This window comes from Terrisporobacter muris, assembly GCF_024621905.1.
In the GTDB taxonomy this organism is placed as follows: Bacteria; Bacillota; Clostridia; order Peptostreptococcales; family Peptostreptococcaceae; genus Terrisporobacter; species Terrisporobacter muris.
This window is the reverse complement of the sequence record NZ_JANKBY010000012.1, coordinates 1-16,979: the sequence shown is the minus strand read 5'-3', so window position 1 is coordinate 16,979 and position 16,979 is coordinate 1. Positions and strand designations below refer to the sequence as shown.

15 protein-coding genes and 1 riboswitch are annotated in these 16,979 nt (G+C 28.8%); of the genes, 11 read left to right on the top strand and 4 right to left on the bottom strand.

The features are described 5' to 3' along the window. Positions 1-11: 11 nt before the first annotated feature. The 3 genes from NSA58_RS02030 (at position 12) to codA (ending at position 4,309) form a co-directional block, all read left to right on the top strand. Positions 12-1,376 carry an amidohydrolase gene (locus NSA58_RS02030; RefSeq protein ID WP_039681011.1) on the top strand — a complete coding sequence of 455 codons (1,365 nt, stop codon included), beginning with the start codon at positions 12-14 and terminating at the stop codon, positions 1,374-1,376. Positions 1,377-1,720: 344 nt separating this feature from the next. Continuing rightward, positions 1,721-2,992: a cytosine permease gene (gene codB, locus NSA58_RS02025; protein WP_074079164.1), complete on the top strand. Its 1,272-nt coding sequence runs from the start codon at positions 1,721-1,723 to the stop codon at positions 2,990-2,992. Between the two features lie 54 nt (positions 2,993-3,046). Next, the gene (codA, locus tag NSA58_RS02020) at positions 3,047-4,309 is read left to right on the top strand and encodes a cytosine deaminase (RefSeq protein ID WP_039681009.1); all 1,263 of its coding nucleotides are present in this window, start codon (positions 3,047-3,049) and stop codon (positions 4,307-4,309) included. A gap of 131 nt (positions 4,310-4,440) precedes the next feature. On the opposite strand, the gene NSA58_RS02015 is transcribed toward codA, so the two are convergent. Then, positions 4,441-4,914, bottom strand: coding sequence for a pyridoxamine 5'-phosphate oxidase family protein (locus NSA58_RS02015; protein WP_039681008.1), 474 nt, complete (start codon positions 4,912-4,914; stop codon positions 4,441-4,443). 176 nt (positions 4,915-5,090) lie between these two features. After that, positions 5,091-6,188 carry a redox-regulated ATPase YchF gene (ychF, locus tag NSA58_RS02010; protein ID WP_039681007.1) on the bottom strand — a complete coding sequence of 366 codons (1,098 nt, stop codon included), beginning with the start codon at positions 6,186-6,188 and terminating at the stop codon, positions 5,091-5,093. Positions 6,189-6,548: 360 nt separating this feature from the next. On the opposite strand from ychF, the gene yfmF reads away from it, so the two are divergent. From yfmF to NSA58_RS01975, 7 genes are all read left to right on the top strand, one after another. Beyond that, complete coding sequence (yfmF, locus tag NSA58_RS02005) at positions 6,549-7,823, top strand: EF-P 5-aminopentanol modification-associated protein YfmF (RefSeq protein ID WP_074429174.1); 1,275 nt, start codon at positions 6,549-6,551, stop codon at positions 7,821-7,823. Between the two features lie 2 nt (positions 7,824-7,825). Then, positions 7,826-9,112 (top strand): EF-P 5-aminopentanol modification-associated protein YfmH, encoded by a 1,287-nt coding sequence (gene yfmH / locus NSA58_RS02000; RefSeq protein WP_039681005.1) that lies wholly within the window; start codon positions 7,826-7,828, stop codon positions 9,110-9,112. Positions 9,113-9,333: 221 nt separating this feature from the next. Then, complete coding sequence (locus NSA58_RS01995; protein WP_039681004.1) at positions 9,334-10,116, top strand: tyrosine-protein phosphatase; 783 nt, start codon at positions 9,334-9,336, stop codon at positions 10,114-10,116. Between the two features lie 11 nt (positions 10,117-10,127). After that, the gene (lgt, locus tag NSA58_RS01990) at positions 10,128-10,862 is read left to right on the top strand and encodes a prolipoprotein diacylglyceryl transferase (RefSeq protein ID WP_039681003.1); all 735 of its coding nucleotides are present in this window, start codon (positions 10,128-10,130) and stop codon (positions 10,860-10,862) included. 26 nt (positions 10,863-10,888) lie between these two features. After that, on the top strand, positions 10,889-11,827 hold the full coding sequence (gene rsmH, locus NSA58_RS01985; RefSeq protein WP_074079166.1) for a 16S rRNA (cytosine(1402)-N(4))-methyltransferase RsmH: 939 nt from the start codon (positions 10,889-10,891) through the stop codon (positions 11,825-11,827). A gap of 62 nt (positions 11,828-11,889) precedes the next feature. Beyond that, a riboswitch (SAM riboswitch) is annotated at positions 11,890-11,990 on the top strand. 134 nt (positions 11,991-12,124) lie between these two features. Then, complete coding sequence (locus NSA58_RS01980) at positions 12,125-13,414, top strand: O-acetylhomoserine aminocarboxypropyltransferase/cysteine synthase family protein (protein ID WP_039681001.1); 1,290 nt, start codon at positions 12,125-12,127, stop codon at positions 13,412-13,414. Between the two features lie 124 nt (positions 13,415-13,538). Further along, on the top strand, positions 13,539-14,891 hold the full coding sequence (locus NSA58_RS01975) for an MATE family efflux transporter (protein WP_039681000.1): 1,353 nt from the start codon (positions 13,539-13,541) through the stop codon (positions 14,889-14,891). Positions 14,892-14,914: 23 nt separating this feature from the next. On the opposite strand, the gene NSA58_RS01970 is transcribed toward NSA58_RS01975, so the two are convergent. Together NSA58_RS01970 and NSA58_RS01965 are read right to left on the bottom strand one after the other, a co-directional pair. After that, entirely contained in the window at positions 14,915-15,349 is a 435-nt protein-coding gene (locus NSA58_RS01970) for a hypothetical protein (protein WP_074079167.1), read from the bottom strand. A gap of 36 nt (positions 15,350-15,385) precedes the next feature. After that, the gene (locus NSA58_RS01965) at positions 15,386-16,261 is read right to left on the bottom strand and encodes a M20 metallopeptidase family protein (protein ID WP_257559998.1); all 876 of its coding nucleotides are present in this window, start codon (positions 16,259-16,261) and stop codon (positions 15,386-15,388) included. Here NSA58_RS01965 and NSA58_RS01960 point away from each other — a divergent pair. After that, positions 16,198-16,695 (top strand): dihydrofolate reductase family protein, encoded by a 498-nt coding sequence (locus NSA58_RS01960; RefSeq protein ID WP_257559996.1) that lies wholly within the window; start codon positions 16,198-16,200, stop codon positions 16,693-16,695. The two genes, NSA58_RS01965 and NSA58_RS01960, sit on opposite strands and share 64 nt — an antisense overlap. Positions 16,696-16,979 lie beyond the last annotated feature (284 nt).

Genomic DNA, 16,979 nt, shown 5'->3' with positions numbered 1-16,979 from the left:
GGAGATATAAAATGAAACAATTATTTATAAAAAATTGCTTTTTAATAACAATGAATGAAGAAAGAGAAGTATATGAAAATGGTAGTATACTTATAGAAGAGAACATAATAAAAGCTGTAGGTCATGTGGATGAAAGTTTAATAAATGAAGGTGCTGAAATTTACGATGCAAAGGGCAAAATATTAATGCCAGGTTTCGTAAATACTCATGTGCATTTATCTCAACAATTAGGTAGAGGTATAGCAGATGATGTAAATCTTCTTACATGGCTAAGAGATAGAGTTTGGCCTTATGAAAGCAGTTTTAATTATGAGGATTCACTAATTTCATCTATAGCATGTTGTATAGAGTTAATAAAATCTGGTGTTACTACATTCTTAGAATCAGGCGGTCAATATGTTGATGCTATGGTAGAAGCAGTAGATAAAACAGGTATTAGAGCTTGCCTTGCAAAATCAGTAATGGACAATGGTGAAGGATTACCAGAAGCTTGGAATAAAACTTGTGAAGAAGAGCTAAATACTCAAATAGAGCTATTTGAAAAATATAATAATTCTTGTGATGAAAGAGTTAAAATATGGTTTGGTTTAAGAACAATATTTAATAACTCTGATGAATTAATAGTAAAAACAAAAAAATTAGCAGATAAATATAACACTGGGATTCACATGCATATAGCAGAAATTGCAGATGAAATAGATTTTGCTAAAACTAGAAAAGGGTTTGGAACAGTTGAACATTTAAATGAATTAGGTGTTTTAGGACCAAATTTATTAGCAGTACACACAGTGTGGTTAAATAATAGAGAATTAGATTTATTCAGATTAAATAATGTTAAAGTTTCTCATAATCCAGCAGCAGCTATGAAAGTTGTTCTTGGATTTGCATCTATACCAGAGATGTTATATAAGGGTATACCAGTATCAATAGGTACAGATGGTGCTCCTTCAAATAATAGAATGGATATGATGAGAGATATGTACTTAACTTCTTTAATTCATAAGGGAAGAACTTTAAATCCAGAAGTAGTATATGCAGAACAAATATTAGAAATGGCTACTTTAAATGGAGCAAAGTGTGCACTTATGGAAAATGTAATAGGAAGCTTAGAAGTAGGGAAGAAAGCTGATATGATAATCTTAAATGGAAATGATATTCACTCATTACCAATGCACAATCCAATAGGAAATATAGTGTATTCGATGAGTAGTCAAAATGTTGAATCAACTATATGTGATGGGAAATGGTTAATGAAAGAAAGAGAAATAGTTGTTTTAAATGAAGCAGAACTATTAGAAAAAGTTAAATTACAAGCAGAAAAGATTAGAGAAAAAGCTGGGATAAAATTAGAGTCTAAGTTTAAAATAGTTAAATAAATATACTTTACAAAAGCGTATGTAGATTTTATATCACATACGCTTTTACATATAGATTTATATTTGAAAATTTTACTATAAATAATGAGAGAAAAATGTTTTACAAATTTCGACAACTATGATAAATTATATATAATAAAAAAATCATATAGTACCTTTAATTCAGTTCAGAGAAACTGGCAAGGTTTTCGGAAGAAAATTATAAAAGATAGTAACTTAGTATAACTATATCTGCATTTAACTATCGGTAGTTAGATATAAACAGATAAATTATTACGATTCGAAGCTCCTTGCAATTGCAGGGAGTTTTTCTTTTTAGGTACTAAAAAGAAAGGTAGATAAATATGAACAACAAACAACAACATCAAGATCACGACTATTCATTAGAGGCGATACCACAAGTAGCAAAGAAAGGATTCTTATCGATGTTAGTGGTAATGCTAGGATTTGCATTCTTTTCTGCGAGTATGTTGGCAGGAGGAAATATAGGAACAAGTCTTAATATGGGAGACTTTATAAAGGCGGTAATATTCGGAAATATTTTATTATGTATTTACACAGGGCTTTTAGCTTATATAGCAGGTGATACAGGACTTTCAACTCACTTACTTGCAAGATACTCATTTGGAGAAAAGGGTTCATACCTTTTATCATTCTTAGTTTCAGTAACACAAGTAGGTTGGTTTGGAGTAGGTGTTGCAATGTTTGCAATACCAGTTTCTAAAGTAACAGGAATAAACTTATGGACATTAATAATAGTTTCAGGATTATTTATGACAGCAACAGCATACTTTGGAATGAAGTCACTTACAATATTAAGTATGATAGCAGTACCTGCAATAGCTATACTTGGAAGTGTATCAGCAGGAAAAGCAATAACAGATGTAGGTGGAATAGCAGGATTATTATCTATAGAGCCAACAGGAAGTATGACAATGAGTGCTGCTTTGGCAGCAGTTGTAGGTACATTTATAAGTGGTGGTACTTTAACACCAGATTTTACAAGATTCTCAAAGGATAGAAAGACAGCGGTATCAACTACTGTAATAGCTTTTTTAATAGGAAATTCATTAATGTTAGCTTTTGGAGCTATAGGAGCTATGGCAACTGGACAAGCTGATATATCAGAAGTTATGTTTGCACAAGGTTTAATAATACCAGCAATAATAATATTAGGACTTAATATATGGACAACAAATGATAATGCATTATACGGTTCAGGACTTGGGTTTGCAAATATAACTAAGCAACCTAAGAGTAGAATGGTTATAATAAACGGTATAGTTGGAACGCTTTTAGCAATGATTCTTTATAATAACTTTATGGCTTGGTTAAACATGTTAAACTCATTTATACCAGCGACAGGAGCAGTTTTAATAGCGGATTACTTCATAATAAACAAAGGAAAATATACTGACTTTAAAACAACTAAATTTAAATCAGTAAATATAAATGCAATAATAGCTTGGGTAGCAGGTGTAATAGGAGCTTATACAATTCCTGGAATAACTCCAGTAAACTCAGTATTAACGGCAATAATAACTTATGTAGTATTAACAAAAATAACAGTGAAAAAAGAAGTAAAATTAGAAGTTGAGGAAAAAATAGCAGCATAATATAAACTTAGCGAGGTAGTAATATCATAGCAAGTATCTTAGGAGGATAAACAGATGTTAATAAAAAGAGCAAAATTAAGAAATAATGACAACTTAGTAGATATACTAATAGAAAACGGTGTAATAACTAAAATAGAAGAAAATATAGAAGTAGCAGGTGAAGAAATCATAGATGCTAATGGATTTTTAGTAGTACCACCATTTATAGAACCACATATTCACCTAGATACAACTTTAACAGCAGGAGAGCCTAAGTGGAACGAGAGTGGAACTTTATTTGAAGGAATTGAGCGTTGGTCAGAAAGAAAAGAATTCTTAAGTATAAAAGATGTAAAAACTAGAGCAAGAAAAGCTATATCTTGGCAAGTGGCAAACGGAATTCAATTTATAAGAACTCACGTAGATACCACAGATCCACAGCTTACTGCAATGAAAGCTATGATAGAACTTAGAGAAGAATTAAAAGATTATGTAACTTTACAAATAGTTGCCTTCCCTCAAGAAGGAATACTTTCATACCCTAATGGATTAGAATTATTAGAAGAATCATTAAAGCTTGGAGCCGATGTAATAGGTGCTATACCTCACTTTGAATTTACAAGAGAATACGGAGTAGAAAGTATAAATAAAATGATGGAACTTGCTAAAAAATATGATGTATTAGTAGATGTTCACTGTGATGAAATAGATGATGAGCAATCAAGATTTATAGAAGTTCTAGCAACTAGAGCTTATGAATACAACATGGGGCATAAGGTAACTGCAAGTCATACAACTGCAATGCATTCATACAATGGGGCATACACATATAAATTATTTAGACTACTAAAAATGAGCGGAATAAACTTCGTTGCTAATCCTCTTGTAAATATACATCTTCAAGGAAGGTTTGATACTTATCCAAAGAGAAGAGGTATCACAAGGGTTAAGGAAATGGTCGAAGCAGGGATTAATGTATGTTTTGGTCACGATGATATAATGGATCCATGGAACCCACTAGGAACAGGAAATATGTTACAAGTCCTTCATATGGGACTTCATGTATGTCAAATGATGGGGTATAGTGAGATAAATGAATCAATAGATTTAATAACTAACAACTCTGCAAGAACTTTAAATATAAGTGATAAATACGGTATAGAGGTTGGAAAGCCAGGTAATATGATTATACTTCCAGCAGAAAGTGAGTATGATGCTATAAGAAGGCAAGTAAAAGTTTATTATTCAATTAGAGAGGGAAGAGTTATAGCTAATACAACGTTAAGTGAAACTACTGTTGATTTTGGAAGTAGACAAATAATTGACTTTAAAAGATAATTTAAAAGCATATTGATGTAATCATCAATGTGCTTTTTTAGTATAAGCTTAATTAATATTAGTATAAATATAAAAGGTGTAGTATGAAATAAAATATTTTATTTCATACTACACCTTTTTAAAAGTCTAAATTATTTACTACAGATTTTTGCAGAAAGATTAGTGCATGTGATTTTTAGTAAGAAAATCTTATTTAAAGCTTCATTTTTAAAGTCATTCTTATCCTTAGAAGTATAATGTTCCATTATTTTATTTAGACCATGGATTTTGTCATAAATATTATGTATAAACTCAACTTTACCTGGAGACATTATGCTAAAGTATTCAAGTCCAAATTCACAAGGAGTATTACCTGCAATAACATCTTTTTCATTATCAATTTCAATAAATACATTTGGATTTTCATCTAAAATATCAAGTTTTTTACCTTTATTAGTACAATGGCAATAAAGAATAAGTTCCCCATCCTTAAACTCATAGCCATAATTTAAAGGAACTAAATAAGGTACATCATCTTTACACATGGCAACTCTGACAACTTGACATTTAGAGATAATATTTTTGATTACATCGATATCTTTGACCGCCTTATCATTTCTTCTCAAAATCCCATCCCCTTAAAATATAATTTACTAATGTAATAATTATAGCACTATTAAATGTAAAAAAATGTATTTGAAAAATATACAGAATATTAAAAAATTTTGTTATTTATATAGTAAAAATAAAAAGTCAATAAAGGAATACATCCATCATTGACTTAATTATTTTATATTAATTTTTAAACGTTAAATCTCCAGTTAACTACGTCACCATCTTGCATTACGTATTCTTTACCTTCAAGTCTAACTTTACCTTTTTCTCTAGCATTAGCTATAGAACCACATTCAACTAAATCTTTATAGTTTACTATTTCACCTCTTATGAATCCTTTTTCCATATCAGAGTGGATTTTACCGGCTGCTTGTGGAGCTTTAGTTCCTATTGTTATAGTCCAAGCTCTAACTTCTTGAACACCAGCAGTTAAGTAAGACATAAGTCCAAGCAGAGAGTAAGAAGATTTTATTAATTTATCAAGACCAGATTGCTCAAGTCCTAATGATTCTAAGAATTCTTTCTTTTCTTCTTCTGATTCTAATTCTGCTATTTCTGATTCTATTTGAGCACAAACAACAACAACTTCAGCATTTTCTTCAGCAGCAAATTCTCTAACTTTGTTAACATATTCGTTGTTTTCGCCTTCATCAGCTAAATCATCTTCACAAACATTTGTAGCATATATTACTGGCTTAGAAGTTAATAAATTTAAAGTTTCAACAAATTCTCTTTGATCATCAGTTAAGTCCATAGTTCTAACTGATTTATTTTCTTCAAGAACTGATAATATTTCTTTTAAGAATTCTACTTCAGCAGCGATAGACTTATCAGCTTTAGCAGCTTTACTACTTTTTAAGATTCTTCTTTCTAATATTTCTATATCAGAGAATATTAATTCTAAGTTTATAGTTTCTATATCTCTAAGTGGGTCAACACTTCCATCCACGTGAACAACGTTTGGATCATCGAAACATCTAACAACATGAACTATAGCATCAACTTCTCTTATGTGAGATAAGAATTTGTTTCCTAAACCTTCACCCTTTGAAGCTCCTCTAACAAGACCTGCTATATCACAGAATTCTATTGCTGTTGGGACAACTTTTTTACAATCGTACATTTCTCTAAGTACTTCTAATCTTTCATCTGGAACAGAAACAACACCTACGTTTGGTTCTATTGTACAGAAAGGGTAGTTAGCAGATTCAGCTCCTGCTTGAGTTATAGCATTAAATAGTGTACTTTTACCAACGTTTGGTAATCCAACTATACCTAATTTCATATTAATAATCTTCCTTTCTTATATGAATTTACATATTTGTCAATTTTATTTATACATAAATTGTAAACACATCTTAATATTTTCTAGACATACATATTGATTATACATCATAATCTTAATATGTGTAAACACGTTTGAATTAAGTTATTATTTGTAAAATACATTATTTTTGTAAGAATTTATATTATTAATGGGATTTTAACTTAGATTTTAGCATATCCTAATAAAAAATGTTCAAATAAAATAAAAATAAGTATTTTAGAAAATAATAAAAGATATATAATTAAGTAAAAGGAAAAATTTTGAATATATAAATCATTTATTGTATATACAAGTTAGTACTCATAATAGGAGGTAAAAATGAAAAAAAATAAAACAATAAACTTAGGTAAAGGCATTAATCTGACTTTAATACCAGAAGAAAAATTCAAAACAAACTTAGTAAGTATTTATATCCAAAGATTATTAGATAAAGAAGAAGTAACAATGAATGCTATACTTCCTTCTATAATAAAAAGTGGGAGTGAAAAATACCCAAGTGCTAGAGAAATGTCTAAGCATCAAGATGATTTATATGGAGTTTCTATAGGTGCTGATAGTAGTAAAAGAGGTGAAACACAAGTCATTACTTTTAAAATTATTAGTACTGATGAGAAATATTTAGATGAAAAGATATTTAAACCAGTGGTTGAATTTTTAGATGAAGTAGTTAATCATCCCTTAGTTATAAATGGCGGATTTAAAGAAGAATATGTAAAAATTGAAAAAGAAAATTTAAAAAATAGAATAGAGTCTATTATAAATGATAAAGGAAGATATTCTATTGAGCGTGCTCGTGAAGAAATGTTTAAAGACGAAAGATATGGAATTAGTGATTTAGGCTATTTAGAAGATATCGATAAAATAACAGCAAAAGGTCTTTATGAACATTATATGGAAATTATGAAAACTTCTCCTATAGACATAGTTGTAGAAGGTAATTTTGATGAAGAAGAAATAGTAAAGATAATATCTGACGGATTTAACTTTCATAGAGAAAATATAATAGAAATACCTAGAGCAGATTTCAATAAAAGGGTGGAAGAAGTCAAAGTAATAAAAGAAGATATGGATATAACTCAAGGGAAACTTGTTATGGGATTTAGATGTAACATTGACTATAAAGATGAACATAAATATTATTCTTTATTTGTAGGATCTAATGTGCTTGGTGGAGGTCCTCATTCAAAGTTATTTGTAAATGTTAGAGAGAAAGAAAGTTTATGTTATTATATTTATTCTTCACTGGAAAAATATAAGACATCAATGTTTATAGCTTCTGGAATAGAAAATGCGAACTATGATAAAACAGTTAAGCTAATTAAAGAACAATTAGAATACTTAAAAGAAGGACAAATTTCAGAAGAAGAATTATTAAATAGCAAGAGCGCCTTAATAAGTTCATTAAAAACAATAAAGGATTCAATAGGAGGAGCATCTGATTTTTACTTCTCGCAAAGTATGGGTCAAACAAATGCAACTGTGGAAAAGATTATAGAGAGAATAGATAAAATTACAGTAGAAGATATAGTTGATGCATTTAAAAATATTCAATTAGATACTATATACTTTTTAAGTAATAACAAGGAGGCATAATAATGGAAAAAATAGTTAATGAATTATTAAAAGAAGAATTATATTATGAAAAATTAGAAAATGGTTTAGATGTTTATTTTATGCCTAAAAAAGGATTTACTAAAAAATATGCTGTCCTTGCAACTAATTACGGATCAAATGATTTAGAATTTATACCTATAAATGAAAAAGAAAAGATGATAGTGAATGCAGGTATTGCACACTTCTTAGAACATAAAATGTTTGAACAACCAGATGGTGGAAATGCATTTGATAAGTTTTCGAAGTATGGAGCTAATGCCAATGCTTTTACAAACTTTACTATGACAGCTTATTTATTTTCTGCCACAGAATATTTTTATGAATGTTTAGAACATCTGATAGATTATGTTCAAACACCATATTTTACAGATGAAAACGTAGAAAAAGAAAAGGGAATAATAGAACAAGAAATAAAAATGTATAATGATGACCCAGAGTGGAATGTATTCTTTAATGCATTAAAAGCAATGTATATAAATCATCCAACAAAAATAGATATTGCAGGTACTGTAGATAGTATTTATAAAATAACTAAAGAAGAGTTATATAAATGCTACAATACATTTTATAACCCAGGAAATATGATTTTATTTGTTGTAGGTGATTTAAATGAAGAAGAAGTATTTAATCATGTAAGAAAAGCTAATCATAAAGATATACAAAAACTTCAAGAAGAAATTGTAAGATTTTATCCAGAAGAACCTAATGAAGTAAAACAAAAAGAAATAGTAGAAAAATTTCCTATATCGATGCCAATGTTCTCTATTTGCTTCAAAGATGATAAAGTAGGAATAAAAGGTAAGGAATTGTTAAGATATGAAGTAATGACAGATATTCTTACTGATATGTTATTTAAAAAAGGTAGTGCCATATACGAAGACTTATATATGCAAGGACTTATAACTCCAAGTTTTGGTGCAGGATTCTCTTCACAAATAGACTATTCATATACATCTATAGGTGGTGAATCAAAAGATCCTCACAAGGTAAAAGAAATTATTATGTCTTATATTGAAAAATTCAAATGTGAAGGTCTAGATAAAGAAGGGTTTGAAAGAACAAAGAAAAAACACATAGGTAACTTTATAAAATATTTCGACTCAGTTACTTTTATAGCTAATAATTTTATAACTTATAAATTTAAAGGCATAAATTTGCTTGATTACGTAGAAGTCATGAAAGAAATTACATTTGAAGAGGTTACTGAAAGATTAAATAATCACTTTAAAGAAGAAAATTGTGTAATATCTATTGCAGAGCCTAGATAATAATTATATAAAAATGAAAATGTAATAAAATAAAGGATAATTGTAGGGTTTTAATTAAAAAGGTAATTTTAGTTAAAAATACACTTTAATTATCCTTTTTTTAGTTGTAAAATATTTATTAATTCATTATAATTAAGGCATTCTATTTTTTTATTAAGAAGAAACTGATATAATAAAGAATGAAAAATATAATTATTTAGGGTATAAGGAGGCTATGTTTTATGATTGATATACATTGCCATATTTTGCCTGAGGTAGATGATGGTTCACGAAGCTTGAATGAGTCGATAGAAATGGCACTAATAGCTAGGGAACAAGGTATAAAAAAGATTGTTAATACATCGCATTATCATCCAGATTTCAGGTATAAAAAAGGCGAAGAATTATTAAAAGAGCTAAAAGACTTTAATAATGTTTTAAAAGAAAATATGATAGATATTGAAGTATTAATTGGGAATGAAATTTACTATACTAAAGATTTAATAAAGCAAATTGACGAATTAGATTTTTACACTTTAAATAATAGTAGATACATACTAATAGAGCTTCCTCCTACAAATTTTCCAAGTGATTTATGTAATATAGTGTATGAATTAAAAGAAAAAAACTATATACCAGTTTTTGCACATGTGGAAAGATATATAGAAGTTCAAGAAAATCCGGATTTAATATATGATGTTATTAATGCTGGAGCTATAATACAAATAAATTCTCATAGTATTTTAGGTAAAAGTGGAAAAGAATTGCAAAGAACTTGTGATACATTAATAAATAGAAATATGGTTCATGTAGTTGGAACAGATGCTCATCGTAGCAAAAGAAGAACACCTATATTTTTAGATGCTTATAAATATGTATGTGAGAAATATTCAAAAGAAATTGCGGATAACTTATTTGTTAAAAATAATAATGCGATAATAAATAATGAGGATTTAAATATATCAAAACCTTATAAAGAAGAAGTAAGGAAAAAAGGATTTTTTAAAAGATTATTTAAACTATAAGAGGTGAAATAATGGATAGAGTGGCATTTACGATATTCGGATTAGATATAATGTGGTACGGCGTATTAATGGCATTGGCTATGATACTATGTGTGTTTATAGCATTAAAAGAAGGAAAAAGAGTAAAAATAAGTGAAGATGATTTATTAAATTTAGCCATAATTGCTATACCATGTGGACTTTTAGGTGCAAGGCTTTATTATGTTATTTTTAATTGGTCTTGGTATTCAAACCACTTATCTGAAATATTAAATTTCAGGGGTGGAGGAATGGCAATACATGGGGCTTTAATAGGTGGTATATTAGCAGGTTTTATATATACTAAGATTAAAAAGATTAATTTCTTCAAAATGGCTGATACTGTAATGATTGGTATTCCATTAGGTCAAGCTATAGGAAGATGGGGAAATTATATAAATGGAGAAGCTCATGGAGGTCCAACAAGTTTACCATGGGGAATAATTGTGGATGGAATAAAAGTTCATCCAACATTTTTATATGAATCTATCTGGGATTTAGGTATATTCATATTCTTATGGTGTTTTAGAAAAAAGAAAAAATATGAAGGTCAATTGGCTATAACTTATTTAATATTATATTCTATAGGAAGATTTTTCATAGAAGGACTTAGAACAGATTCTCTTATGATTGGTCAACTTAGAATGGCTCAAGTAATAAGTTTAGTAACAATTATAGTTTGTTTGATTTTACATAAAATATTATCAAAGAAGAAAAATAGAGGCTAACTAGTAACTCTTAAGGAGAAGAAAAAATGGAATTTAATCATGTGTCAGTACTACTAGATGAATGTATTGAAAATTTAGACATAAAAGAAGATGGAGTATATGTTGACTGTACCATGGGTGGTGCAGGTCATTCAAAAGAAATAGTAAAGAGATTATCTGATAAAGGATTATTTATAGGATTTGATCAAGATAAAAATGCCATAGCTACGGCAAAAGAAAGATTAGCTGAGTACTCAGATAGAGTAAGATTTGTACACAGTAATTTTGAAAATCTCAAATCAGAGCTGGAAAAAATAGGTGTTTACAAAATAGATGGAGTACTTGCTGATTTAGGTGTATCTTCTCATCAACTTGATGAAGCTGATAGAGGATTTTCTTATATGCATGATGCACCATTAGATATGAGAATGGACGTTAGAAAAGATTTTTCTGCTTATGACGTGGTAAACACTTATAGTGAAGAACAATTAGCTAAGATAATCAAAGATTATGGTGAAGATAATTGGGCAAAAAGAATTGCAAAATTCATAGTAGAAGAAAGAGAAGCGAATGGTCCAATTGAAAAAACTGGTGAGCTTGTTGATGTTATCAAAAAAGCAATACCTAAAAAAGCTAGAATAGATGGACCACACCCTGCGAAGAGAACATTTCAAGCTATAAGAATAGAAGTAAACAATGAGCTTGGTGTAATAAATAAAATGATAGAGGATGCTGTATCTATGATGAATAAGGGAGGAAGAGTTTGTATAATAACTTTCCATTCTTTAGAAGATAGAATAGTTAAAAATGAATTCAAAGACTTAGCTTTAAGTTGTGTATGTCCACCAGAGCTTCCAATTTGTCAATGTAATAAAAAGTCAGAAGTTAAGATTATAACAAGAAAACCAATACTTCCTAGTGATGAAGAAATTGAAAGAAATCCAAGAGCTAGAAGTGCAAAACTTAGAGTAGCTCAAAAAAAATAATTTTTTTATTGCAAGATAATAAAAACATGTATACAATTAACTTATTAAATTAATAGTAAAAAATCTTATCAAGAGTGATGGAGGGAATAGGCCCAAAGAAGTCCAGCAACCTATATTAGATAGGTGCTAAATCCTACTTATGGAAACATAAGAAAGATAAGAGATAAATCTTAGATTATTAAGACTCTTTTATCTTTAAGATAAAAGAGTCTTTTTTATATTATGAGATATAACTTGTAAGGTTTTTTATATATTGTTTAATATTATTTATATTAAATAACAAGGGGGATACAAATAATGAGTGAAAGAAAGTTAGGCTTTGCAACATTACAAATTCATGGGGGACAACAACCAGATTCATCTACGGGAGCTAGAGCAGTTCCAATTTATCAAACAACATCATATTGCTTTGAAAGTGTGGCTCATGGTGCAGATTTATTTGCTTTAAAAACAGATGGACATATTTACTCAAGAATATCAAATCCAACTGTGGCTGTATTTGAGGAAAGAATGGCACTACTTGAAGGTGGAGTAGGAGCTGTGGCTTTTTCTTCAGGAATGGGGGCAATAAATGCAGCTATATTAAATATACTTCAAGCTGGTGATGAAATAGTTGCTGCACCAACAATTTATGGTGGAACATTTAATTTATTATCAAATATGTTACCTAAACTAGGGATAACAACTCATTTTGTAAATCCTGATGATCCAGAAAGTTTTAGAGATGCTATAAATGATAAAACAAGACTTGTTTATGCAGAAACTATAGGAAATCCAGGAATAAATATTATTGATATAGAAAAAATTGCAGAGATAGCTCATGAAGCTAAAATTCCATTTATGTTAGATAATACTTTTGGAACACCTTATTTAGTAAAAGTATTTGATTATGGGGTAGACATAGTTGTTCATTCAGCTACAAAATTTATAGGTGGACATGGAACAACTTTAGGTGGAGTAGTAGTTGATAGTGGTAACTTTGATTGGATAGAAAGTGGAAAATTCCCATGCTTAACAGAACCAGACTTATCTTATAATGGATTAAATTATGCTAAGGATTGCGGAAAGTCAGCTTATGCTACAAAGTTATTGGCTCAATACTTAAGAGATACAGGAGCATCTCTAAGTGCACAAAGTGCATTCCAATTATTAATAGGACTTGAGACTTTATCTTTGAGGGTGGAAAGACATGTGGAAAATACTAAGAAAATTACAGAATTTTTAAATAATCACCCTAAAGTTGCTTGGGTAAACTATCCAGGTTTAAAAGGAAATAAATATTATGACTTAGGTCAAAAATATTTACCTAAGGGACCAGGGTCTATATTTACTTTTGGAATAAAAGGAGGATTGGAAGCAGGAATTAAATTTATAGAATCCCTTCAAATATTCTCTCACCTTGCTAATGTTGCAGATGCTAAATCACTGGTAATTCATCCAGCTAGTACAACTCATGCTCAATTAAATGAAAAAGAACAAGAATTGGCAGAAGTTACTCCAGATATGATAAGAGTTTCTGTGGGAATAGAAGATATAGATGATTTAATTTGGGATTTAAATCAAGCTTTAGAAAAAGCATCATTATAGAACTAAGAAAAAGGAAGGTGATAACATTCATCTTCTTTTTTATATTAAAGGGATTGAAACTTATGTATACAAAGTGAATATCTGCTATAATTGTTATTGGTAAAAATTTCAAGGAGGGTATACTATGGAAGTTACTTCAAAAGCAAATGGATATTTATTCTCTGATAAAAGTTTATATAAACTTATTTTTCCTTTAATAATAGAGCAATTTTTACTAGTGACAGTAGGTTTAGTTGATTCTATTATGATTGCAAGTATAGGGGAATCAGCTGTATCAGCAGTATCATTAGTAGATAGTATAAATATTCTTATAATGAATATTTTTACAGCTCTTGCAACAGGGGGAGCTGTTGTAGCAGGCCAATATTTGGGCCAAAAGAAAGAAGATAAAGCATGTAAAAGTGCAGATCAACTTATCCTTTTTCTATTTTTAAGCTCGATTACTGTCATGATAATTGGATATTTAAGCAAATATTTTATTCTTAATATAGTTTTTGGACACATAGAAAAAGATGTTATGAGCTATTCTAATACTTATTTAACTATAGTATTTATGTCAATTCCTTTTATAGCAATATATAATGGTGGGGCAGCACTATTTAGAGCTATGGGAAATTCAAAAATCACCATGAAAATATCAATTATGATGAACTTAATAAACTTTATAGGGAATTATTTTCTAATATATATTTTTAAGATAGGAATTGCAGGTGCAGCTATACCAACAGTTTTTTCTAGAGTTGTGGCTGCTGTAGTGATTTTTGTCTTAATAAGAAATGAAAATTTACAAATTCATTTATCTAAAAAAATATGTAAGAAGTTTGATAGAACATTAATTAGAAAAATACTTTATATAGGTGTTCCTAACAGTTTGGAAAATGGTATGTTTCAACTTGGAAAAATTATTGTGCTAAATTTGATTTCAACTTTTGGAACAGCAGCTATTGCAGCCAATGCTGTGGCAAATTCAGTTGGACTTTTTCAAATAATACCGGGTATGGCGATTAGTCAAGCAACCCTTTCTGTAACATCCCAATGCATAGGAGCAGGAGATTATAATCAAACAAAATATTATACAAGAAAATTAGTTAAAATATGTACCTTAAGCATATTATTAGCGGTTATAATTACCTTTATAAGTATGCCATTAATTTTAAAAGCATATAATTTATCTGATTATACAGCAAGGGTTTCAAGGAATATTATTTTTTATCATGGAAGCTTATCAATTATTATTTGGACTGTTTCTTTTGTACTTCCAAACACTCTTCGTGCAGCAAATGATGTTAAATTTTGTATGATAGTTGCTACTTTATCTATGTGGATTTTTAGAATTGGTTTCAGTTATATATTGGGAAGATATATGAATATGGGAGTTTTTGGTGTATGGGTAGCTATGAGTATTGACTGGATATTTAGAGCAATATTTTTTATTACTAGATATAAGGGAAGTAAGTGGAAATTGCATGAAATATAAAAAGCTCATTTTTAATGAGCTTTTTATATTGTTTGAATAGATTTAAAAGGAACTTCGTTATCATTTATTTTTAAAAGAATGGTATCAAAAAATATATTTTTATCGCTTGAAGAAGTAGTATTTTTTTCTCTTATAACATAAAGCTTATTGCTATCTTCTGAAGATGTTGAAGTATTACAACTTATTATTAGAGTTTTATTATCAAGTGTTGAATCTATATCTACATATTCATTTTTGAGACCTTTGAAAAAAATATATTTATTACTATCTGTTATTATTTGATAAACACCTTCTTCTAAACTTTCATCATGTATTACATCCAATATTTTTTTATTATTTAGTGAACTTATATCTACAGAATACAGGGAAACAGGGTTGTCTTCATTTGAATTTTTATTGCAACCATAAAAAATAATAGTAGTAGATATTAATATAATCAATAACAATGCCTTTCTCATATATACCTCCTTTTATTGAAACATAAAAATATTTTTTTATTGTAAAAGTACACCTATAAGCAAGCAGTTTTCATCGATATTAAATGTGGAAGTATGTATGGGAGAATTAATAGTATCATTAGCACATCCTATATTGAAAAAAGCACCCTTTGTTTTTTGTAAAAAATACGCAAAATCTTCAGCTCCCAAGGAAGATTTATCCTTTATAATTACGTTATCATTACCTAAAAGTTCAACTCCATTTCTTATGATTTTACTTACTAACTCTGCATCATTTATTAAGGGAGGGATGCCTTCTTTTATATCAATAGTAATGGAACTATTGAAAGTCTCGCCAACATGAGTGCAAATTTCTTTTATTCTTTTCTTTGATAAATTTCTATCCTCATTATTTAGTGTTCTTAAGGTTCCCACTAAATTAACTTCGTCGCAAATTATATTTCCTTTTTCTCTACCCAAAATTTTACCAAAGGTGATGACGACGGAGTGATTGGGATCTATATTTCGGCTTACAATAGTTTGTAAGGATGAAATTAAATAAGATGAAGTAACTATTGCCTCAATACCCTCATTAGGATAAGCTCCGTGACTTTTTTTACCTTTTACAGTGATATGCAATCTATCAGTGGAAGCTGCCATTATACCTGCTTTTATTTCCATAGACCCACATAAGAGGTGAGGAGCAACATGTAATGCAAAGATATAGTCTACTTTTGGGTTTTCTAAAACGCCATTATTTATTATTATTTTACCACCACCAATCTCTTCTCCAGGTTGAAAAATAAACTTAACATTTACTTTTAACCTATATCTAAATTTATTTAATATTTTACAAAGTCCTAGGGCTATTGTTAAATGAGCATCATGACCACAAGCATGCATTACACCTTTATTTTCAGATTTATAATCTATATAATTCTACTTTAAATACAGAAAACAAGTGGAGCCATGATAAATTTTTAGAAAATATAGATGTAGTAGTTATGGGAAAAAAATGTTTTGACCAAGATATGCATAAAGAATATCAGGATAAAGAAGTATACATAGCAACTTCTAAAGAAATAGAAGACTTTGAAAATTATCATTTTATAAATGGTGATATAGTAAAAAAAATAGAGAAACTAAAAAATAAAGGTAAAAACATATATTTATTTGGTGGTGGAATTTTAATAGATAGTTTTGTTAAAGCTGATGTAATAGATGAATATGTAATTGGAATAATACCGACTATTTTAGGGAAAGGGATAAAGCTATTTTATGATAATAATACTAAAATAGATTTAAAACTTGAGTATTATGCAGTTGAAGATGGTATTGTAATAATGAAGTATTCAAAAAGAAAATAACTTAGAATTTATTTATAAAAAGATAAAACCGTTATATGTATGTTAAACTATTGGGTTGTTATTTTATATTATGACCTTAGTAAACAATTTTAATATAATGTGAACTAAACCAAGAGTTACATTTGATTATTTATATAACTCTTGGTTTTTATTATTTAGAGTGCTGGAGTAGTTAATCCCAAAACTTTTCAGTTCGATTCTGAAAACTCTCCCTCAAAATAAACCCCTTTCACTGGATGTACTAATGTACATCCTTTTTTATTTTTATATTAAGGATGTGACAA